16 protein-coding genes and 1 riboswitch are annotated in these 23,312 nt (G+C 40.2%); of the genes, 2 read left to right on the top strand and 14 right to left on the bottom strand.

The genetic code is table 11. The features are described 5' to 3' along the window. Nucleotides 1-623 precede the first annotated feature (623 nt). The 12 genes from secA to ACGLXV_RS05725 all read right to left on the bottom strand — a co-directional run bounded on the left by secA (nt 624) and on the right by ACGLXV_RS05725 (nt 18,634). Nucleotides 624-3,140 carry a preprotein translocase subunit SecA gene (gene secA / locus ACGLXV_RS05780; protein WP_391557892.1) on the bottom strand — a complete coding sequence of 839 codons (2,517 nt, stop codon included), beginning with the start codon at nt 3,138-3,140 and terminating at the stop codon, nt 624-626. Nucleotides 3,141-3,274: 134 nt separating this feature from the next. Next, the gene (locus ACGLXV_RS05775; RefSeq protein ID WP_391557891.1) at nt 3,275-4,363 is read right to left on the bottom strand and encodes an SEC-C metal-binding domain-containing protein; all 1,089 of its coding nucleotides are present in this window, start codon (nt 4,361-4,363) and stop codon (nt 3,275-3,277) included. Nucleotides 4,364-4,502: 139 nt separating this feature from the next. After that, the gene (rbsB, locus tag ACGLXV_RS05770) at nt 4,503-5,438 is read right to left on the bottom strand and encodes a ribose ABC transporter substrate-binding protein RbsB (protein ID WP_119710088.1); all 936 of its coding nucleotides are present in this window, start codon (nt 5,436-5,438) and stop codon (nt 4,503-4,505) included. Between the two features lie 30 nt (nt 5,439-5,468). Then, complete coding sequence (locus ACGLXV_RS05765) at nt 5,469-6,413, bottom strand: ABC transporter permease subunit (protein ID WP_391557890.1); 945 nt, start codon at nt 6,411-6,413, stop codon at nt 5,469-5,471. Between the two features lies 1 nt (nt 6,414). Beyond that, nucleotides 6,415-7,911 (bottom strand): sugar ABC transporter ATP-binding protein, encoded by a 1,497-nt coding sequence (locus ACGLXV_RS05760; protein WP_391557889.1) that lies wholly within the window; start codon nt 7,909-7,911, stop codon nt 6,415-6,417. Then, entirely contained in the window at nt 7,912-8,307 is a 396-nt protein-coding gene (rbsD, locus tag ACGLXV_RS05755; RefSeq protein WP_391557888.1) for a D-ribose pyranase, read from the bottom strand. Beyond that, nucleotides 8,304-9,212: a ribokinase gene (gene rbsK, locus ACGLXV_RS05750; RefSeq protein WP_391557887.1), complete on the bottom strand. Its 909-nt coding sequence runs from the start codon at nt 9,210-9,212 to the stop codon at nt 8,304-8,306. The genes rbsD and rbsK overlap by 4 nt, the downstream gene beginning before the upstream one ends. A gap of 1 nt (nt 9,213) precedes the next feature. Then, nucleotides 9,214-10,203: a LacI family DNA-binding transcriptional regulator gene (locus tag ACGLXV_RS05745; RefSeq protein WP_119710093.1), complete on the bottom strand. Its 990-nt coding sequence runs from the start codon at nt 10,201-10,203 to the stop codon at nt 9,214-9,216. A 279-nt stretch (nt 10,204-10,482) separates the two neighbouring features. Next, nucleotides 10,483-16,134, bottom strand: a complete 5,652-nt coding sequence (locus tag ACGLXV_RS05740; RefSeq protein WP_391557886.1) for an OmpL47-type beta-barrel domain-containing protein — start codon at nt 16,132-16,134, stop codon at nt 10,483-10,485. An 89-nt stretch (nt 16,135-16,223) separates the two neighbouring features. Next, nucleotides 16,224-16,312, bottom strand: a riboswitch (cyclic di-GMP riboswitch). A gap of 288 nt (nt 16,313-16,600) precedes the next feature. Then, entirely contained in the window at nt 16,601-17,440 is an 840-nt protein-coding gene (locus ACGLXV_RS05735) for a DUF1028 domain-containing protein (protein ID WP_391557885.1), read from the bottom strand. Between the two features lie 97 nt (nt 17,441-17,537). Beyond that, the gene (locus tag ACGLXV_RS05730) at nt 17,538-18,068 is read right to left on the bottom strand and encodes a chromate transporter (protein WP_119710096.1); all 531 of its coding nucleotides are present in this window, start codon (nt 18,066-18,068) and stop codon (nt 17,538-17,540) included. After that, on the bottom strand, nt 18,065-18,634 hold the full coding sequence (locus ACGLXV_RS05725) for a chromate transporter (RefSeq protein WP_391557884.1): 570 nt from the start codon (nt 18,632-18,634) through the stop codon (nt 18,065-18,067). The genes ACGLXV_RS05730 and ACGLXV_RS05725 overlap by 4 nt, the downstream gene beginning before the upstream one ends. 176 nt (nt 18,635-18,810) lie before the next feature. Between ACGLXV_RS05725 and ACGLXV_RS05720 the strand changes: the two genes are divergently transcribed. Together ACGLXV_RS05720 and ACGLXV_RS05715 are read left to right on the top strand one after the other, a co-directional pair. After that, nucleotides 18,811-19,785 carry a BMP family lipoprotein gene (locus tag ACGLXV_RS05720; RefSeq protein WP_391557883.1) on the top strand — a complete coding sequence of 325 codons (975 nt, stop codon included), beginning with the start codon at nt 18,811-18,813 and terminating at the stop codon, nt 19,783-19,785. A gap of 12 nt (nt 19,786-19,797) precedes the next feature. After that, nucleotides 19,798-21,453, top strand: a complete 1,656-nt coding sequence (locus ACGLXV_RS05715; RefSeq protein WP_391557882.1) for a methyl-accepting chemotaxis protein — start codon at nt 19,798-19,800, stop codon at nt 21,451-21,453. 26 nt (nt 21,454-21,479) lie between these two features. Here the strand turns inward: ACGLXV_RS05715 and ACGLXV_RS05710 are convergent, their stop codons facing one another. Together ACGLXV_RS05710 and hpf are read right to left on the bottom strand one after the other, a co-directional pair. Beyond that, complete coding sequence (locus ACGLXV_RS05710) at nt 21,480-22,547, bottom strand: acyltransferase family protein (RefSeq protein WP_391557881.1); 1,068 nt, start codon at nt 22,545-22,547, stop codon at nt 21,480-21,482. Between the two features lie 148 nt (nt 22,548-22,695). After that, nucleotides 22,696-23,256, bottom strand: coding sequence for a ribosome hibernation-promoting factor, HPF/YfiA family (gene hpf, locus ACGLXV_RS05705; RefSeq protein ID WP_391557880.1), 561 nt, complete (start codon nt 23,254-23,256; stop codon nt 22,696-22,698). Nucleotides 23,257-23,312 lie beyond the last annotated feature (56 nt).

Below are 23,312 nucleotides of genomic sequence, written 5' to 3'. Positions count from 1 at the left end.
TGCCTCTTTGTTTTCTAAGTCAAAGAGACCCCCTAAAGTCCGCTAATTTCTTAGCTGTTTTTTCAAGCTCATTACGAATATCTGCTAATTCCATGATTGTGCCACCTCTATAAGAATTTTAATAAAATCGTTTTCCATAAAAAGAGGACGGTAGATTCTGTTGCTACCGACCCTCTATTTTATTATGTTAGTGTTTAATTGGACTGGGAATTGTGTGGTGATTCGCAAGTATTTTGTGAGAATCGCAAATATAATGTTGAATCGCAAGTAAATTTCGAGAATCGCAAATATATTTTTGTAATCGCAAGTAAATCCCGAGAATCGCAAATATATTTTTGTAATCGCAAGTAAATCCCGAGAATCGCAAATATATTTTTGTAATCGCAAGAAAATCTTGAGAATCGCAAATATATTTTTGTAATCGCAAGTAAATCCTGAGAATCGCAAATATATTTTTAAAATCGCATATAAATCTTGAGAACCGCAACTATTTTTCTATAATCACAAACAAAACCTTCAAAATCGCAACTTTCTCTTCAAAAATTAATGCAAACTCACAACATGGCGACCATTCTTGTCCTAAAATTACCTTAATGCCAAAAATCCAGCCACTTTTATTGCCCCTAGTCTAAGCTTCCGCAGCAGTTTTTATACTTTTTGCCGCTTCCGCAAATACATGGGTCGTTACGGCCGACATCCATTGCCTTGGTTACTGGCTTTTTCTTGACTGCCTTTTCGCCGTCTTCCTTTGGGTTGACTGCTTGGCCCTTGGCAACTTCTTGACGCTCTAGGTTGTTGCGGATTTCGGCCTTCATGACGTACTTCGCTACATCCTCTTCGATGGCTGCGATCATGCTTTCGAACATTGCAAAGCCTTCGTGGTTGTATTCGCGAAGTGGGTCGATTTGACCGTACGCACGTAAGTGAATTCCTTGACGAAGCTGATCCATTGCATCGATGTGGTCAATCCACTTAGAGTCAACAGCACGAAGCACGACAACCTTTTCGAATTCACGCATTTGCTCGAATGAAAGCTGCTCTTCTTTTTCGTCGTAGCGCTCCTTCACTTTCGCAAGAATCAATTCTGCCATGGCCTCTGGCTCTTTATTTTTCAGGTCATCAACTGTTACGTCACCTTCGTGAAGAAGATTTCCATTCACATAGTCAATAATACCTTGCAGGTTCCATTTGTCACGGTCCTCAAAGCTTGGTGTGTGAACTTCTACACTGCGGCTTACAACCGTTTCAATCATTTTTTCTACGATTTCACGCAGGTTCTCAGACTCAAGCACTTCATTTCTTTGCGTGTATAAAATTTCACGTTGCTGACGAAGCACATCGTCGTAAGAAAGTAGCTGCTTACGCGCATCGAAGTTGTTTCCTTCTACACGTTTTTGTGCGGATTCTACGGCTCTTGATACCATTTTACTTTGGATCGGCTGAGAATCGTCCATTCCAAGACGTGTCATCATCGCCTTCATATTATCAGAACCGAAGCGGCGCATCAGCTCATCTTCCATAGATAGATAGAACTGTGTTACCCCTGGATCCCCTTGACGACCCGAACGTCCACGAAGCTGATTATCAATACGACGGCTCTCATGGCGCTCCGTACCAATAACGGCTAATCCGCCAACCTCTTTTACGCCTTCACCAAGCTTAATATCCGTACCACGACCAGCCATGTTGGTAGCGATCGTAACCGCACCCTTATGACCTGCTTCAGCAATGATTTCTGCCTCGCGCTCATGATTCTTCGCATTTAGTACATTATGGCGAATACCTTTTTTCGTTAGGTATTTTGAAATTAATTCAGATGTTTCAATCGCAACGGTACCAACAAGAACGGGTTGACCCTTGCTGTTTCGCTCAGCAATATCCTCCACAACGGCACGGAATTTTCCGTCCATTGATGCGTAGATTAAATCGGCACGGTCATCACGGGCAATCGGACGATTCGTAGGAATGACAACCACATTCATATTATAAATATTGCGGAATTCCTCTTCCTCTGTTTTCGCTGTCCCCGTCATTCCTGACAATTTTTCATACATACGGAAGTAGTTCTGGAACGTAATCGTTGCAAGCGTCATGCTTTCGTTTTGAACCTCAAGACCTTCTTTCGCTTCAATCGCTTGGTGAAGACCATCGCTATAACGACGACCCTTCATGAGACGACCCGTGAATTGGTCAACGATCACGATTTCTCCGTCCTGCACCACATAGTCTACATCTAAATGCATGCTCGCATGTGCCTTCAGCGCTTGTCCGATATGATGATTCAACGCTACGTGACGAATGTCGAATAAGTTTTCAATTCCAAACGCACGCTCCGCTTTGTTGATTCCATCTTCCGTAAGCTGAACACCCTTCGTCTTTTCATCGTACGTGAAGTCTTCCTCTTTTTTCAGCGTACGAACAAACGCATTCGCTTGAATATATAGGGCTGTCGACTTTTGAGCCGAACCAGAAATGATCAATGGTGTACGTGCTTCGTCAATTAGGATCGAGTCCACTTCGTCAATGACCGCGTAATAAAGTGGACGCTGTACTTTTTGCTCTTTGTACAGAACCATGTTATCGCGGAGATAATCAAAGCCAAGTTCATTGTTCGTGGAATACGTAATATCACAAGCATACGCGGCTTGCTTTTCTTCTTTAGAAAGGCCGTTTGTGTTTAGACCAACCGTTAAGCCTAAGAACGTATAAAGCTGACCCATTTCTGTCGCGTCACGGCTTGCCAAGTATTCGTTCACCGTTACGACGTGAACACCTCTTCCAGACAAGGCGTTTAAGTATACAGGCATGGTAGACGTTAACGTTTTCCCTTCCCCAGTCTTCATCTCGGAAATGTTCCCTTCATGAAGAGACGCGCCCCCCATTAGCTGAACAGGATACGGGTATAGTCCAAGAACACGCTTGGCCCCTTCGCGAACAACGGCAAACGCTTCAACAAGCAAATCATCAAGTGACTCTCCACCTTGATAGCGAGTCTTGAACTCATCCGTCTTAGCACGAAGCTCGTCATCGCTCAACGCTTCCATTCTTGGTGCTAATTTTTCAATCTCTTCACTCAGTTTGGTTAGACGTTTTAATTCTCTTTTATTCGGATCAAACACTTTATTTAACATTCCAAGCATTTAGAACGCTCCTTTTTGGTGATGGCTATTATGTAAAAAAATCGCCAAGTTGCATGGCGAAACTTCGTTATTCAAATGTTTACCTATTATTTTATCACTTTTGGGTATTCAGTGCCAATAAGAGCTAGAAAGTGTTACTTTAAATACTCGTCCTCTTCCAGCTCAATCTGCAGGTCTTCTAATATCATCGCTCGGAGTTCTCGTAACTCAGGAGCTAGCGTGGTCTTTAAGTCCTTGACGATTCTTCCAAGACTGGTAGCAGATACTCCCGTCTCTAAGGCAAACTCATTAATCGTAAGGTCAACTAACGGATGAACCTCCATTGCCACATACTGAACAGCTGCTACGTACACAGACTTATTTTTCACCTGCTTTGGCTTGATTTGACAATAACGATTCCAAAGCGCGATTCCCGTTCCTGTTAGTTCTGGTGGCGACCCGTAGCTCTTAAACTCTTGTATTAACAGCTCAGCAATCACCTTTTGAACAGGAAGTGGCCATTTGAAGTTGTCAATGTTCACTTCAGCAGATAAAAATTGAATTTCGTTCATCACATAAAGAAGCTGATTTTTCAAAAACTCGATCGGATCATCGTACTTACTTTCAGCGAACTCCTGCTTGATAAACTCCTCATCCCTTTGATCGGACTCCCCTTCAAGGTCGAAGAAGGTCGGGAAAAAGATCCACTCGTCTCGATAAGGAACGATAAATCCGAAGATGAAGGAATTTGGCTCTGCCGCTGATGGCTGAAGAAGCTTAATTTGAAGATGCTCATCGGTCAGCGTGTCCTTCATAGTTACACTTGTTGGCGTGAGCTCAAGCATTCTCCCTGCTACCGGGCGAGGGCTGTGCCATGAAGCGACGATGTCTCGCAAACTCGCTCTTGTGACCGTTTTATCACGGTGATTGATGAAGTCTTGTAAAAACGTCCTATTTTTGTCTACTAGTTTGAAAAGAGCAAACCACACCGTGTGGATAAATCCAAAAAATTCAATTTCCTTTTCGTCGTCCACGAGCGCCGGGAGGACATACCGATCAAAATCCTCATCGATTTCATCACCGTACATATAATCGACGTCGCTGATGATCTTTGCCTGAATTTGCTCAATCTCACGTTCAATGAGTGAGTTAATAGAAATGGCTTCTTTTAAGCCACAACATTTTTTATATTTTTTCCCGCTCCCACATGTACATGGTGCATTTCGATTAAATGATGCTGCCATTCGGTTCTCCTTCTTTATCCAAATCTCTTACCCTTTAGTGTAAACGATTCTGGTGGAATACAAAAGCGGTTCGGTAGAAAATGGGTTGTATTTTTCCAAATAAAAAAGCACTTCTTCGTTTGGAAGAAGTGCTGGGCTATTATTTTACTAGTTCTAACTCAATTGGGATAAACTCCTCTACAGTCTCACCATTTGCTACTTTAATAGCAGTAGTTATTCCGTTCTGACCAATAAGAGCTGGTTTTTGTGCAACAGTTGCTGTCATTCTTCCGTCTTCTACAGCCTTAACTGCATCATCCGTTGCATCAAATCCAACGACAACCACATCTGTTAGACCTGCTGCTTCAATTGCTTGAAGAGCACCTAGCGCCATTTCATCATTATGAGCAAATACTGCTTGAATGTCTTTGTTTCCTTGAAGAATATTTTCCATAACTGATAATCCTTTTGCCCGATCAAAATCAGCTGTTTGTTTTGCTGCAACTTCTAACGTGCTAACTGCGTCAACTGCTTCATGGAAGCCAGCACCACGTTCACGTGCTGCTGATGAACCTGGAATCCCTTCAATTTCAACCACTTTTCCTTCATTTCCGATTTGCTCAAGAATAAATTCACCAGCCATCTTTCCTCCAGCAGTATTGTCAGAAGCAATGTGTGAAACGACTTCTCCACCTTCAGCACTTCGATCTAAAGTAATTACTGGGACGCCTGCACTGTTAGCAGATTCAATGGCTGCCACTACGGCTGCTGAATCTGTTGGGTTAACAAGCAATACGTCTACCCCTTGTTGAAGTAAATCTTCGATGTCATTTACTTGCTTTGCTGAATCATTTTGTGCATCTACCACTACGATTTCAATTCCTTGTGCCTCTGCTTCTTCTTCAGCACCTTCTTTTAATGTTACAAAGAACGGATTGTTTAAGGTTGAGATAGAAAGACCGACTTTAACTGTTTCACTTTTCGTTCCACTAGCTTCTTTTGCCTCTTTAGATGAACCTGGAGGCTCTGTTGAACAGCCAGCTAACAAAATCATAAACATCGCAAGAAATACAAAACCTTTGAACATCTTCTTCATATAAAGACCCCCTAATAATAGTTGAATGATTTATGCTGCTTTTTTTCGATCTAGTAAGACGGCAAGTAAAATGACACCTCCTTTTACCACTTGTTGATAAAAGGAGCTCACATTCATGATGTTTAATCCATTATTTAATACTCCAATAATTAGAGCACCTATTAACGTTCCAAAAATCCAACCTCGTCCGCCAGAAAGACTTGTTCCTCCTAGTACAACTGCTGCAATGGCATCTAATTCATAGGAAGCCCCTGCTGTCGGTTGAGAAGAATTCAATCGTGAAGCTAGAATAATCCCAGCTAATGCGGATAAAAGGCCAGTGATTGAGTAAATCCAGACCTTCACTCGATCGACACGAATACCAGAAAGTATGGTTGCTTCTTCATTCCCACCAATCGCATACACTCTACGTCCAAATGTCGTTTTCTTTAAAATAAAGTATAAAATGAAGTATGCCGCCATCATATAAATCACAGGTACGGGAATCCAAGACACATACCCTTTCCCCATCATTTCAAATAAGGCACTATCAGATAGTCCTGTAATCGGACGTCCATCTGAATACACCAAAGTTAAACCTCTAAAAATAGTCATGGTTGCTAGTGTTGCAATGAATGGAGCAACCTTCCCTTTGGTAATGATGAATCCATTAATCGCTCCCATGATCGCTCCTGCCAATAATCCAATTAATATTGCTAATATTGGATCCATTCCTCCAGCTAGTAAACTAGCAGTTATCGCAGAAGATAACGCCAAGATCGAACCAACAGAAAGGTCAATTCCACCAGTTAAAATAACAAAGGTCATACCAAACGCAATAAGTGCATTAATTGATACCTGGCGCATAACATTTAGGATATTATCGACCGTCATAAAATTATCGCTAACAATAGCTAAAACAAACGTGATGATAAATAACCCGATTAACGGTCCCAATTTTTGAAGATTTGACACCTTTAATGAGGACGCTTTCATTTTACTTCCCTCCAGTTGCTGCATGCATGATTTTTTCCTGATCTGCTTCGTTTCTTGATAAGGTCGCTGATACCTTTCCTTCATGAATAACTAGAATTCGGTCACTCATCCCTAATATTTCAGGTAACTCCGAAGAAACCATAATAATCGCAACACCTTGTTTTGTAAGTTCGTTCATTAATTGATAAATCTCTTTCTTCGCCCCAACGTCAACTCCCCGCGTTGGTTCATCTAAAATTAAAATTTTCGGTTGAATTCCTAACCATTTTCCAATCACGATTTTCTGTTGATTTCCACCACTTAGTGATTTAACAGATAAATGTTGGCTTGCTGTCTTTACGTGCAGCTTTTGGATGAGGTCCTCCACAAACTCTTCTTCTTTTTTGGCAGAAATGACACCCTTATTAGAAACGCTCAAGAAGTTGGTTAGTGTAAAGTTTTCTCGAACGGAAAGTCCAAGAACGAGCCCTTCATTCTTCCGGTCCTCTGTAATAAAGCCAATTCCATACTGTATGGCCTCGTAAGGAGATTTGATGTTTGTTTCCTTTCCATCAATTAACACTTTCCCACTTGAAATCGAGCGGTATCCGAAAATGGCCTCCATAATTTCTGTTCGCCCTGCTCCCATCAGCCCTGCAACACCGAGGATTTCCCCTTGTTTAACAGAAAAACTAATTCCTTCAAAGCTTCCTTTGCTCGTTAAATTCTCGACTTGTAATCTAGTAGAACCTAGCTCCGGAACCCTTTCTGGAAAACGCTCACCCAACTGTCGCCCTACCATCATTTTGACAATCTCATCAAAGTTGGTTTCTGGAATTGCCTTCGTTCCTATAAACTGACCATCCCGGAGAACAGAAATACGATCACAAATTTCAAAGATTTCATCCATCCGGTGAGAGATATAAACAATCCCGACTCCTTGCTCTCTTAAGGAATTAATTACTTGAAAAAGAGCATGTATCTCTCTGTCTGTCAAAGCAGCGGTTGGCTCATCCATAATAAGGACCTCCGTGTTAGCTGCAACAGCTCTAGCAATCTCGATCATTTGCTGTTGACCGACTGAAAGAGTACCGGCTTCCACATCTGGGTCGATATCAATTCCAAGGCGATTTAAGTATTCCCTCGTTTTTGTCTTCATTTCTTTGTACTTAATAATCCCAGTCTTCCCGATCGTTAATTCTTTTCCTAGAAACATATTTTCTGTAACAGATAGATAAGGGATAATATTTAGCTCCTGATGAATAACCGCAATTCCTGTATGTTCGGCTTCTTTTGTATTCTTAAAATGGACCTCTTTGCCTCTAACCAAAACCGTTCCAGTATCTCTTTCGTATATCCCTGTTAAAATTTTCATTAACGTTGATTTACCTGCTCCGTTCTCACCCATTAACGCGTGAACTTCCCCTGGTAAAATCTCAAATTCTACATTTTCTAACACCCTATTACCCGAAAACGCTTTACTAATTCCGCGCATCTGAACTAGAGGTTGTTGTGTCATTTAGAAAGTCACTCCTGCATGTAGAATAATGTTGGCATATGGTGTGATTTCTCCTGTACGAATCACAGCTTTTGCTTGTTTTGTTTGTTTTTTCAATTCTTCATGGGATACATATGTAATCGTTTGGTGTTGGAATAGATCTACAATATCTTGTTTCACACCAGGGTTTTTTTCATGTATCTCTTCTGCTAAAGTGATTTTTTCAACCACCATATCCTCCAAAATAACTTTTAACGTATCAATAAAAGTGGGAGTACCTTGTTTTAATGAAAGATCTATACGAATCGTTTCATCAGGGATTGGTAACCCACAATCAGCGATCACAATCGTATCTGTATGGCCCAATCTTGATAAAACCTCTGATATATGGCTGTTTAACATTCCTTGTCTTTTCATTTGCCTACACCCTTTCGTAAGTTAAGAAACTCTTTTACCTCTGCTATTGTTGGCATTCCACCCTGAGCTCCAAGCTTAGTGACAGATAATGCCCCTACAGCATTAGCAAATTTACAAGCTTCCTCTAGTGACATTCCTTCACTTAGTGACAATGCAAGTGCCCCATTAAAAGAATCTCCTGCTCCCGTTGTATCTACCACATCTACTTTGAAACTAGGAATCTCTTTTTCTACTCCATCTTGAAATAACATGACTCCTTTAGATCCCTTTGTAACGATACACTTTGCTTTGATCGCTTTTAGTTCTTCCTCCGTCAACTCCGGTGAGCTCAACAATAACTCTTGCTCATGCTCATTTGGTGTGATGTAATCGATCTGATCTAATAGCTCCTTCGGTAAGGCCTGAATCGGAGCTGGATTTAAAATGATTTTTACATGATGCTTTTTGGCGATTTTTACTGCCTCAACCACACTTTCCAATGGTATTTCTAGTTGGAGAAGCAGGATATCACTTTCAGCTATTACCTGTTCAAAGCTTCGAACATACTCAGGAGTGACAGCGAAATTCGCTCCTGGGACAACAATGATACTGTTATCACCGTTGGATAATGTTATGGATGCCGTTCCAGTTGTCGTATGTGTAACCGGTTTCACATACGACGTAATAACTCCTTCAGTTGTTAAACCTTCCTTCAGTTGGCTTCCAAAAGCATCTTCACCTACACAACCTATCAACGTAACCTCAGCCCCAAGTCTCGTTGCAGCAACCGCTTGATTGGCTCCTTTTCCACCTGGAATGGTGAAAAAGGATTCCCCCATCAACGTCTCGCCGAGCTTTGGTACTCGGCTTGTTTTCGTGACAAGATCCATATTAATACTCCCTATAACTAGTACCTTCTTTTTCAATTCACTCACCTCTTGTTTTAGTTGATTGACCTTTATCTATAGTCACCTCTAACTGATGATGCTTCTTCTCAATCGCCCTACCCTCAATTAAGTCTAATAGCGTTTGAGCTGCTACCGAGCCAATTTCATAGATCGGTTGAGCAATCGTTGTAATTTCTGGATTGGTCATCTTACAAAGACTGATTCCATCAAAACCTATAACAGAGAGATCTTCAGGAATCCTCTTTCCAAGCTGCATGGCCGCTTTTATGACTCCAACAGCCATTAAATCATTTCCGGCAAAAATCCCATCAATATCTGGGTTCTCTTCTAACAGCTTTCTTGTCACCTCTGTGGTTTGTTCAATATTAAAGTTTCCACATCGGACGTAGTCTGTTTCAAACCATGACTCACTTTCTACTTCATTCAAGTAACCAAGGTAACGATCTTCCGCACTTGTAATGTTTTTAGGCCCGCGAATATGGGCAATTTTCTTACATCCAGTTGATTTTAAGTATTGAACAGCTCTCTTGGCACCCTCTATATTATTTACCGATACACAAGGGATGGCTGGATCAATAAATCGGTCCACCGCTACAATGGGAATACCCTTTTCTTCTATGTATTGAGGAGTCAATGTTGAAGTCACGACGATTACGCCATCCACATATTTTTGTTTCATTACCTCAAAGTATTTCTTTTCTTTCTCTGAGTTATCATCAGAGTTACACAAGATTAATGTGTAATCTTTACTACTTAAAACATCCTCAATCGCTCTTGCCACCTCTGGAAAGAAAGGATTCGTTATATTTGGGACAATTAAAGCAATTGTCATCGATTGTTTTTTAAAAAGGCTTCGGGCCACCGAATTTGGTTTATAATCTAATTCCTTTATGACCTTTAAAACTTTCTTTCTTGTTTCTTCGTTTACATAGCCAGTACTATTCAACACTCTTGATACAGTTGCAACTGAGACCTTCGCTTCTTCTGCAACCTTCTTGATTGTACTCAATTACTTCACCTCAAGTTTCCAACTGTGTAATAGATGTGTAACCGGTTACACATCGGGTAAAAAAATAATCTATTGTTGATTAGATTTATATGTAACCCGTTACACATATTGTAAACGCTTACCATTTGGGTTGTCAATCATAAATATAATAGTTGTTACACTTAAGCTAACCAATTAAAAAACCGCTAAGGAACTTGACTTATATTTTGTATTGATTAATTAGACTTTCTTATCTTTATAAAAAGGACTTCTCTCTCAAGAAGTCCTTTCCCAAACACTTTATTTCTTCACAGTGGCTATCGCTTTTCCAACCACTAAATACTTTCCTACATATCCTCGTAATTCAAGCTGCGCTTCTCCAGGAGTCCAAGTAAAGTCTGAACGTTCAAACTTGAAATGTCCTTTTTCAGCTTGCTTATACAAACCGTTATTATCTGTAACAGGAGATACATCATCTAATGTTACTGACGAGACATTAAATGTGTAGGCTTGGAATTCTTTTGGTAGAGTTGCTTTTACCGTAAAAATCCCCTTGTTTCCGTTAATTACTCGAGGTAATACCTCAAGAGAAACTGGGATATAGACAACAATGGTTTTCTGTACGACTGTTGACCAACCAGCAGCATCTGTTACTTTTACACTAAACTTGTACTCACCTGGTTGATCTAATGACACTTGGTCTTCCTTTTTATACGTTTGACCGTTAAACGTTACCTCTTCAACCGCTATTCCAGATAGGTTATCCTCTGCTAGGTAATTTAAAGTAACTGTTTCTCCCAACTCGTACTCCCCTTTTACGTCAAGCAAAAGAGTTGGCGCTGTTTTATCAATCTTTACTTCAATTGATTTCACTTCTTCTACATTTCCAGCAGCGTCAACAGAGTAGTAAGAAACGGAGTTAACCCCTTCTTTATCTACAGTAAAAGTTGAGCCTTCCATATATTCAGATCCATTAACTGAATAGTATATTACTGCAACTCCACTATGCTTATCTTCAGAAGCAAGAGAAACCACGACTGGTTCCTTGGACCACTTTTCAGATACATCAGAAACAGTTATTGGTACTGTCTTGTCAAGCTTCACTTCTGCTGTTTTCACATCTTCCTTGTTACCAGCTATATCCACTGAATAATATGATATAGTGTTAATTCCTTCCTTATCTACTAACAGACTTGTACCTTCTACATAATCAGAGCCATTGATAGAATAATAGGTTGTTTCTACACCACTATTATCATCAGAAGCTACTAATTTAACATTTACCGCTTCCTTCACCCAAATAGTTGGAAGGTCTGCTGTAGTAATTGGAGCTGTTTGATCAATATTCACTTCGACCGTTTTAACTGCTTCTTTATTACCTGCAGCATCAACTGAGTAATAAGAGATCTTGTTTACTCCTTCTTCAGTCACTTCAATAGAAGTACCTTCTACATACTCTGAACCATTAAGTGAATAATAGGTGTTTAACACTCCACTTAATTCATCACTTGCCGTTAACTCTACTGTATATGATTGTGCTGCTGTAGGGATTTCATTTACTTCCGTTGTTGGTGCTGTTTTATCAATTTTCACTAGTGCTGTTTTTACTTCCTCCATGTTGCCCACTTTATCAATAGAGTTGTAAACAATCTTGTTGATGCCCTCATTCGCAACTAAAACCGATGTTCCTTCAACGATAGGTCCATCATTTAATGAATAATACGTATGAGCTACGCCCACTTCGTTATCCGTTGCTGTGAATTCTACTAACGTATCTTGATTGACCCATTCAGCTGGAGCATTCACTGTTGTGACTGGTGCCTCTTCATCAATAATTAACTTAGCTAATACGGTTTCGGATGGCTTAGATTCTCCAAAAGAGTTACTGTAAGATGTTACATAATATAAATGGTTAGCGTACGTTAGATTATTAATGGTGTAAGATAGATTATTAATTTTCTCAGCAACTAATACAGGCTCACCATTAATCACTTCGTAAATATTGTATCCATTAGCATAAGTAACAAAATCCCAAGTGATTCTTGCACTCGTATCACTTAGAAGTTGTAAATTAGCGGTTGGAACACCCATTACAGGATAAACAACTGTTTCCTCAATTGTATTTGAAGGTACAGATTCCCCAAAGCGAGTACTAAAGGCGGTTACCTCATATGAATGAACACCTTCTGATAAGTTATATACCTTATGGTTTAGTGCGGTTCCTTTGTAAACCAGTTCTTTTTCTGAACCCGTTACTTTGTACACGCGGTATTCATTTGCCCAAGTAACAGCTGGCCAAGATAACGTAAAATTATTTACATTTTCCACCCTGTTGCTAACCATTGGAGCTTGTACAACGGGCCAAGTAAGGGTAAAAGCAAGATTACTTCCTTCTGGTGACTCTTCAAAACGACTGCTATAGGAGTGCACGACGTATTCATAGTCACCTTCTGGCATATTCGCAAATGTAATGGTTCTTGCTGTAAGTGTATTTAGTAATACTAATTCTCCATCAACTTTTTGATAGACTTTGTAATTTGTTGCATACGTTGAAGCATCCCAGCTTAACTTAATATCGTTCCCGTTCAAAATTGACTTTGTAAGATTGGCTGGGGCTTGCATTACTGGATGTACCATTGTGAACATAAGCTCACTTCCCTCTGGTGACTCCCCGAAGCGATTGCTATAGGAATGCACGACATATTCATAGTCACCTTCTGGCATATTCGTAAATGCAATGGTTCTCGTTGTTGCTGGTAGTGTAGTTAGTAATTCTAATTCTCCATCAACTTTTTGATAAACTTTGTAATTTGCTGCATACGTTGACGTATCCCAACTTAACTTAATATCATTCCCATTCAAAATTGACTTTGTAAGATTGGCTGGGGCTTGCATTACTGGATGTACCATTTTGAACACAAGCTTACTTCCCTCTGGTGACTCTCCGAAACGAGTGCTATAGGAATGCACCACGTATTCATAGTCACCTTCTGGCATATTCGCTAATGTAATGGTTCTCGTTGTTGCTGGTAGTGTAGTTAGTAATTCCAATTCTCCATCAACTTTTTGATAGACTTTGTAATTTGTTGCATAGGTTGACGCATCCCAACTTAACTTAATATCGTTCCCATTCAAAATTGACTTTGTAAGATTGGCTGGGGCTTGCATTACTGGATGTACCATTTTGAACTCAAGCTTGTTGCCCTCTAGTGACTCCCCGAAGCGGTTGCTGTAGGAATGCAAGACATATTCATAGTCACCTTCTGGCATATTCGTAAATGCAATGGTTCTCGTTGTTGCTGGTAGTGTAGTTAGTAATTCTAATTCTCCATCAACTTTTTGATAGACTTTGTAATTTGTTGCATACGTTGACGCATCCCAACTTAACTTAATATCGTTCCCATTTAAAATTGACTTTGTAAGATTGGCTGGGGCTTGCATTACTGGATGTACCATTGTGAACTCAATCTTACTTCCCTCTGCAGACTCACCAAACCGGTCACTATATGAATGAATTTCGTATAGATATTTACTTTCTGGCATGTTCGAAATTGTCGTTGTTGTACCAGTAACTTTACGAACAAACTGCTTTTCTCCATCTATCACTTGGTAAATTTGGTATGCTGTTGCATACTGAACAGCGTCCCACTTAAGAATGATATCATTTCCACTTGTGATCGTGTAACTAGCATTTTCAGGCTTAGCCATGTCAGGATGCACTAAAGTTCCTTCAAGTACAGCACCTTCTGGAGACTCTCCAAATAAGGTAGAGTTTGCCTTAATAATGTAATGGAATTCACCTTCTGCTACATTGGTTAACATTGTACTTGTCCCTGTAAGGGTACGTAATAAAATTTCTTCTCCATCAACCAACTGATAGATTTTATAGTTATTTGCGTACTGAACAGTATTCCATTTGAGTGTAATGTCATTTCCATTGCTAATGGTATAGCTTGGATTTCCAGGAGTCGCTAGTGTTTGTCCACTTAAGGTGAACTTGATAGCAGTTCCTACTTTTGATTCACCGAAACGAGCGGAATATGAATAGACCTCATATTGATATTCACCTGGTGTCATATTTGTGTAGTTCATGCTTGTTCCAGTGATAGTATTCTTTAATGTTTTCTGTCCATTAATCACTTGATAAATCTTATAGTTAGTTGCGTAGTCTGCCGCATCCCACTTTAGTGTGTATGAAGCTACTCCAGTGATGGTATAACTTCCGTTAGCAGGCGCCTTCATCTCTGGATGTACCAATGGTAACTCTACAACTGCACCCACAGGTGATTCACCAAATCGACTGCTATACGCATAGATTTCATAACTATAATCTCCTGCGGTAAGATTAGTTAAAGTTGTAGCTAAAGAAGAAACAGTTGCTTTTAAAACCTTCTTCCCATCTACTACCTGATAGATTTTGTAACTATTGGCAAAATCAACTGAATCCCATTGTAGGTATAAATCATTGCCATTTTTAATCTCATATCTTGCATTTCCTGGTGTTTCTAACACTACTTGATCTAATACAAAGGAAACAACAGCACTTTCCCCTGATTCACCAAATCGAGTGCTATTGGTGTGAACTTCATACTTGTAATTTCCTGCTGGCATATTAGTATAGGTAACCGTTGTTCCTGTTACCGTGCTCTTTAATACTTTTTGGTCTCCAACTACTTGATAGACCTTATAATTTGTAGCATTTTCAGCTGCTTTCCAGCTTAATACGATATCATTACCATTTAGAATTTTATACGCAAGTTCAGTAGGTGCGTTTACCTTTACTGTCTCGATGGTAAAAGTAACTTGTGTTCCCTTTTCAGACTCTCCAAATCGGTCACTAGTTGAATGAACCTCATACACGTATTCTCCACCAGGTAGCATAGTAGCTGAAAAAGAAGTTCCAGTTACTGTTCCCTTTAATACTTTCTCACCACCCACAATCTGATACACTTTATACCCTGTTGCATATGGTTCGGCGGTCCAACTAACAACTACATCATTTGTGTTTTGGATTTTCGCATTTACATTTTCAGGGGGAGCCATCTCGATAGATTGAACGGAGAAAGTAACCTCGCTACCTTCTACAGAACTTCCAAAACGTGAGCTATTTGAATACACCTGATAGACGTAGTCTCCTGCAGGTAAATTCTTAAGTGTAACATTTGTGCTCGTAACTGTTTCTACCAATTCTAACTGTCCGTTTTTCACTGAATATATACTATAACTATTGGCAAACTCTGCTGCCTGCCACTTTAAAGTAACATCGGTTACATTTGAAATCGTAAAAGATAGATTTGTTGGAGCTTTCATTTCTGGCTTTATCACTTCAACACTTATTGGGGATGAAGTCACTGATTCCCCGTAAAGTGGGTGGGATGAAGAAATCATGTAAGAGTAAGTACCTTCATCTACATTAGAAAAACTATACATTCTTGTATTAGTTGAGACAACAAGTGACTTTTCACCGTTATCTAATACCTTATATATGTTGTATGACTCTGCATATTGGGAAGCTTCCCATTGTAATACAACATCATTTCCATTTTGAATCGTTGCCGCAAAGGTTGCCGGCGTTTGCATCTCAGGATAACTAATTTCTGTGCTTACCGGCGCTGATGGACCAGACTCCCCTTGGCTAGATAAAGTAGAAACTACGTATCTATAAGAGCCTTCTGGCAAATCTTTTAGATCATACGAAGTGCCCGTTGTTGTTCCAAGCACCGTAAGCTGTCCTTCTTTAATTTCATAAACTTGATACCCACTTGCTCCAAATACGGCACTCCAAGTTAGCTTTCCATCGTCTGGAGTAACTGACTGATAAGCTAGATTACTAGGAGGAAGCATGGATCCGGTATTTGCAGAAGCTCTTATACTACCGATTGGGACAATCAATTGATAGATAAGCATAAAAACGACGAGCAAAACCGGAATATTAAACATTCTTTTCAACATAAATTTACCCTACCTTTCATGTTAAAAAAGGCAAATAAAAAAGAACCCCATAAGAAAGGTTCATAGAATTTAGACAATCTATGACTTCTTGTGGTAACTGGCTGCCATTCGCATTTCTGCGGGTAAGGCCCTCTTAGTTTTGCGTCTCACAGTTTCCCGTGATTTGCCCTTTTCACTTCATTAAGTACACTCATTTTTAAAACCCATCTATTACTATTGTTTCACCTCCAAGCATTTGCGTTATAAATCTATTATCGGCAGTTTACGGGATTTATTTAGGATTAACTACCTAAATTTAGTTCGATTATACCATTTTATTTTTATAACGAGATAGGTATTTACACATGATTATTTGATACTTTTCGTCTTTCGGATTTAATTCTTAGGGAATCTCTTAAGATCCACATACCTACAACAGTATAAAATTCCCCACATAAAAACCCCCATTACTGGGGGCTATACACAACTATTGCTTTTTCATATAATCAAGCACGTCCAAGTCAATTTTCCCACGCTCTAACTCACGCGCTTCAAAGTTCTCGGTATGTATATAACGAGTCAGTGCCTTATGAATACTTTCCTCATCAACATACAATTCTAAATATCTGTGACGTCTTAAACAAGCGATCAATTCTTCCTTCACATGCCCTTCAATCGTAGCAATCCGCTCTTGCTTAGGAGGAGCAAAGTATAGCTGCTGTAAACCAAACACACGAATCAGTTCTTTAATCGGCTCCGGATGGTCATCGACACGAAGATCAATAAATCGGTCATTGTAGCCACCATAACCGCCCGCTTCCTTCACTACTAATAGGGCAGCTGATTGCTGACCACGACTATCTCCACCAGCCTCTTGCCCTGCGTTCAATCCAGCGAGTAAGCGCTCGGCTAATGTTCCACTTGTCTCTTGAAACGTTTTTGACATAGTTTGTACGGTCTGCTCGTCGACTAAAATGTTTCCCTGTGCGGCAAAATGCTCTCCGGTGACTCCGCCTGCCCAGTCATAGCATTTTTCACCGGTAAAAGTAGCGGCATTTCCGTTCGCATCGATGACTCCAACCTGGCGGAGATCCTTGTCCTCATCCCGTGAGGTAATGATTTTGATGACCTCTTCCGCTGACTTTCCTTCTGAAAACAGCTGTAATGCCTCCGGACCATAAGCCGTATTCGCGTAAGACTGTGTCGCAACTGCACCTACTCCAGCCTTCGCGAACGGAACCACGGCGCCAACTCCAAGAAACTTCGATTGCACCGCAATACCCCATTCTTTTTCCTTTGGGTCATAGCCTACGATTGAAAAAGTCATGTTTTTGCCTCCCCCAGTTTTAATTAAAGGTCAGTAGCACATGACGCAAGCCTTTGTTGCGCTAGCACCAGCTTGCAGAATGTACTACTGTCCTGATTTACCCTAAGAACACCCCACCATATACAAGCGCACCGGCAATCACATACGCCGGGTGGACCTTCAGCCTCTCCATCAGCACAAAGCTAATCACACCGATCCCGATCGTCTGCCAAATCCCCGCTCCTTCGAATGAGGAGAAAAAGAAATCATACGTCATGACTCCTAATAGGACGGCAATGACCGGTCGCACCAACACGGTAAGTCGCTTCACCTTTGGAGATTCCTTGAATTTCATCAACAAACCGAGTAAAGTGACCATTAATATTAACGAAGGTGCCACAGTAGCAAATACCGCAACCACTGCTCCGAAAATCCCACCCACTTCATAACCAATATAACCGGCCATTTTGGTCGCGATAGGCCCTGGCAGTGCATTCCCTAACGCGAGCACCTCACTAAATTCATTCACTGACAGCCAACCGTACCGATCAACCACTTCATTCTCAACAAGTGGAATCGACGCCGGTCCCCCACCATAACCGAGAATTCCCGGAATAAAAAACGCCAAAAATAGTTGCCAATAAATCATGCGGACGTCTTCTCCTTTTCCTTTGAATTCCCTTGATCTTTTTTCAATAATGCACTAAGTAATAAAGCGAAAATAATGATTGCAGGATGCACGTTTAAAAATTGAAGTAACACAAGGCTAGCTACAACAAAAAGAAGAGTCCAACCCCAACCGAGACTAGAGCTCGATGATTTTTTTACAAAATCCCAAGTTAATGTTGCGAGCATCACCGCAACGACCGGCACTACCGCCATCGACATACCTCGCACCCATGGTTCGTCTTTGTAGGTATTTAGTACATTTAGCAAGATAATCATGAAAAAAATACTCGGTAAAATCGATGCAAAAAGTGCGTTCAATAATCCTAATATCCCGCCCACACGATAGCCTATATAACCAGCCATCTTCGTATTAATGGGTCCTGGCAAGGCATTGGCGAGTGCCAAAATATCCCCAAATTCATCCGAATCCATCCATTTAAATGTATCGACAACTTCCTTTTTCACAAGAGGAATTGATGATGGCCCCCCACCGTAGCCCAGTATTCCTGAGCGGAAGAAGGCAATAAATAACTGTCTGTGCTTCATAACATTCCTCCTATATTATAAAAATTCAGATAGTTTTATCATACCAAATTTATGTGTTTTCGTTAACCGTTTATTTCGGAATTCGAGATATTCACAAAATCGAAACAATTCACTTAAACTTGTCGAATCTTGTCCGATAAATAAGAGGTATGTACAACCAAGAGGAGGACAGCAACATGCTAAAAAGAATATTCTTATTGTTCCTAGTCGTGAACGTTTTAAGCGCTTGTTCACTTGGAGCACAGCAAACAAAGTCAGAAAAAGAATACAAAATTGGAATTCTTTTATCAGATAGTGGTCTCGGAGATGAGTCCTTTAACGATTCTGCGTTCCGCGGCCTAGAGCGTGCACGCGACGAGTTTGGAATTTTATTTGACTATAAAGAAGCTCCAGATGGGGACTTCGAAGAAAAACTAACGGAACTTGTCGAGGAAGAATATGACCTGATTATCGGTCTTGGTTTCTCTGTAAAGGAAGCGTTAGAAAAAGTAGCAAAGGAACATACAAATCAGCAATTTATGATTATAGATGAGGTTTCCGAGCTTGAAAACGTCGTATCCCTCACTTTTAAAGAATATGAAGGAAGCTTCCTAGTAGGAATGGTCGCTGCGATGAAGAGCACCACTGGGAAAATTGGATTTATCGGCGGCTTTGATGTGCCTGTCGTGAATCATTTTAAAGCAGGCTACATACAAGGAGCAAAATACGTCAATCCGAATGTAGAAGTACTGGTTGAATATGCGAATTCCTTTGGAGACGCGACACTTGGCGGAACGATTGCCGAAAAACAAATCTCTGCTGGTGCTGACTTCATCTACCCTGCCGCTGGATTCACTGGCTTCGGAGCACTTCAGACGGCTCAAACGCTTGGTAAATTGGCAGCAGGTGTGGATTCTGACCAATTTTTCGTAGCAGAAAAAGCTGTTACCACTTCTATGCTAAAAAATATTGACGTTGCCGTATACGACATCGCCAAAGAACTGAAGGAAACCGGAAAAATTGGTTCTTCCACGTATGTGCTTGGTCTTGCTGAAAATGGTGTTGGCTTAGCGGACATCCGTGTCGTAGAACTATCTGAAGCAGAAAACAGTCAGCTTGAGGAAGCAAAAGAAAAAATCATTTCGGGCGACATCACCGTCGAAACGGAATAAGGAGGGAATGACATGAAACTTAGATCTCGCTTACTCATCATCGCTATCATTCCACTTTTATTATCAACATTGATTATTGGATTTATGATTTCTCAGTTAGTAAGCATGCAAAGCTCGGCTAAGGATGATGTTCAAGTTTTAATCTTAGTAGAAGATATACAAGGCGAACTGGTTGTAGCCAAGCAAGCACTCTCTAACTACACCTTTAATCAAAGTGAAGCAAACAAATCCGAAGCACTCTCACAATTACAGAACATTGATGTGCAAATTGGGTCACTTACAAAAGTGATTAGAGTGGTTGAGCAGAAAGAAACTTTAGGGAAAGTACAGGAAAAGTTTGATGCTCTATCTTCTGAGGTGGATGCAGGGTTTGGAAGTAATGATCCTTCGGCGATTAAAAGACAATCGATTCGTATTTCTGGTGTCTTAAATGATATGTACTTATTGGATAAACTTACTGGAGAATGGTACGACGAAATGCTTCAGCAAACAGAGAAGAAGATTCAGTTTGTTGTCGTTTTCTCAATCATTGCGATTATTATATTAATTGTGTTATCTAGCCTTTCCACTTGGTTCCTGGCTAGACGGATCGCGAAACCCTTACGCGAAGTCGTGGACCATGCGGTTAAAGTGGCTGAAGGAGACCTCACGGTAGAAGTGGATGAGGTAAAAGAAGATAGTTCATATGAGCTAGACCAATTAAAGTCCGCTTTTGCCCTAATGATTTCGAATGTAAGACAAACCGTTCAATCCATCGAGCAGGTTGGCGAACGAGTAACTGGCTTTACAGCGGAAGTATCTGGACATATGGTGAGCTTACGTGAAATCAGCAACCAGGTGGCGGTTTCAACGGAAGAGCTTGCTCGCGGTAGCCAATCGGTTTCAGAAGACATTCAATCAACCGCCGGCTCCATGGGTGCGATGAACGAAGAATTTTCTCGCGTTCAGGATAAAACTGAGCAATCATCACAGGCTGGTTCAGCTGCGTTGGATTCAGTTCAAACGGGTCGAGTGTCTTTAGAAAAACAAGTAGAACTGGCTTCACAGCTATCACAATCTACGGATCATATTAAAACATCAGTCGAAGGCTTCACACAGTTTGCAGGACAAATTGAGGAAGCAGCACGTTCGGTACGTGAAATCGCTGATCAAACGAATTTGTTAGCCTTAAATGCAGCGATTGAAGCAGCGCGTGCAGGAGAAGCTGGAAAAGGCTTCGCAGTGGTTGCAGATGAAGTTCGTAAACTTGCAGATGATTCCACCAAGGCAACGGAACATATCACAACGATGGTTAGCCATATGAAAAAAGGCATTGCAACGATTGTGGAAGCAACGGAGCTTGGGTATGAGTTATCCAATCAACAGCAATCTTCTATGAAGGAAACAGAATCTTCATTTGAAGTGATTTCTATGAATGTAATGGCGATTAACGAGCAATTGGATACTTTGGTTGAAGGTATGAAAACTTCTAGCAGCATGAGTGCTTCGGTTATTTCTGCGATTGAGAATATTTCAGCTGTTACAGAGGAAACTGCGGCTGGGACTGAGGAGATCAGTGCTTCTATGGATGCGCAGCTTCAGGCTTTTGAACAGGTGAATGAGAAGATGGAGCAGCTGCAGGAGTTGACGGTGGAGATGAAGAAGGAATTGGCGAAGTTTCGGTTGTAATAGTTAAGGAAAAGCTAACTCGTGGGTCACCTTTCAATGACCTTTTGAGTTAGCTTCTTTATTTTTAGATACTTGTTCATAATCGTTTGACTATCTAGTCCTCTACCTAACATTATTGGGAAGTATCTATTAATTAGATAAATAATCGGTAATAAAATGATGACAGTAAATATCGTTACTGCAAGTCCAAAAGTATTTAAATTTTCAATCGTGACACCAAGTTTGCCTCTTATCCACATATGATAAAGATTAAATCCTAACGGTATATGCAATGCCATCAAAATTAAAGAATTTCTCCCTAGATAATTAAGTAAGGAAATGAAAGACAAAAACTGCGATACAAAGATAACAAAAGAAATACCAAATAAAGCAAACAGAAACTGGTGTAAGTACATTGCTAACGGTGGAATACCGATAAGTCCTATAACCTTCACAAAAACAGATGGGTAAAAAACAAAAATAACAAAAGCAAGTGATAAAGATATACTAATAGGGGATTTTTTCAAATCTTTATCCAACATTCCAGTAGTTCGAAGTAGGTGTCCAATCCCAAAGAAAACTAGGTAAAATAGCGATTGGTCAATACTCCAAGGAAAAATTACCCCAGAAGAAAGTGGCCCAAACATCTGAACAACCAAAATAGAGCTGACTAGCGTCACAATCATAATGAAATAATTGTTTCTTATCCATTTTGAAAGTCCAAAGTAAATCATTTCTATCACAAAAAGACTGGTTAGAAACCATAGAGGTTGATTAAAAAAGATATGATTTCGAGATGATAAGATCATGTCTTTAGCTGCTCTAACGTAATCAACAGGCTGATTAAAAATGAATATTAAAAGAAAAAGACTTACGAGAGAAAATAACAAATATGGAATGAGCAATGACCTTATCTTAGTAATTGTAAAAGATAAAAAGCCATCTTTTTTCACAGAGAAAAAATATCCTGATAAAAAGAAAAACAATGGCATATGAAATCCATATATAATTCCCCTTATGGAAGGATCAAGGGGTGTGTGCCCCGCTATAACTAAAATAATTCCCATTCCCTTGCATGCATCTAACCATTTAATTCTTGTGTTTTTTGACATCATTCGACCTCTTTTGACAAATTCAACACAAGAATTATACACTACAAATGGGTTTCCGTAACTGATTTAACTATATTGAAATAATTTACCAATACCAAGAAATAAAAAAAGACTCAACAGTTATTAAGCTGTTGAGTCTTTATACTTGAAATTATTGAGCTTCAATCAAGCCATAACGGCCATCTTTACGCTTGTAAACGACATTTGTACGGTTTGTCTCAGCATTGGTAAACACGTAGAAACTATGTCCAAGTAGATTCATTTGAAGGATCGCTTCTTCGCTGTCCATTGGCTTTAGGTCAAAGCTCTTTTGGCGAACAAGCTCTAAATCACTCTCATCCTCTTCTACCGCTACACCGCCGCCTTGATTTTCGACTGGAGAAGCAAACAATTCATTTAGGTTCCCTTTTTCACGGAATTTGCGGTTCACTTTTGTTTTATGCTTACGGATTTGACGCTCTAATTTATCAGTAATCAGATCAATCGCCGCATACATATCATCATGAACTTCCTCTGCACGAAGCACTAGATTCGCCATCGGAATCGTTACCTCTACTTTGGAGCGCTTGTCATTGTACAACTTCAAATTCACATGAACATTTGCATTAGGAGTCTCAGTAAAGTATCTTTCTAACTTGGCAATCTTCTTTTCCACGTACTCTCTAATTGCTGGAGTTACCTCAATGTTTTCACCACGAACGTTGTAATTCATAAGTGAACTCCTCCTTCACATTATACAAATTTGGTTACCTTACTGTTATGCTTAGA

This window comes from Robertmurraya sp. (genome assembly GCF_036676585.1).
Classification (GTDB): domain Bacteria; phylum Bacillota; class Bacilli; order Bacillales; family Cytobacillaceae; genus Robertmurraya_A.
Note: the sequence above shows the minus strand (reverse complement) of the source record. Positions and strands in the feature narration are given on the sequence as shown.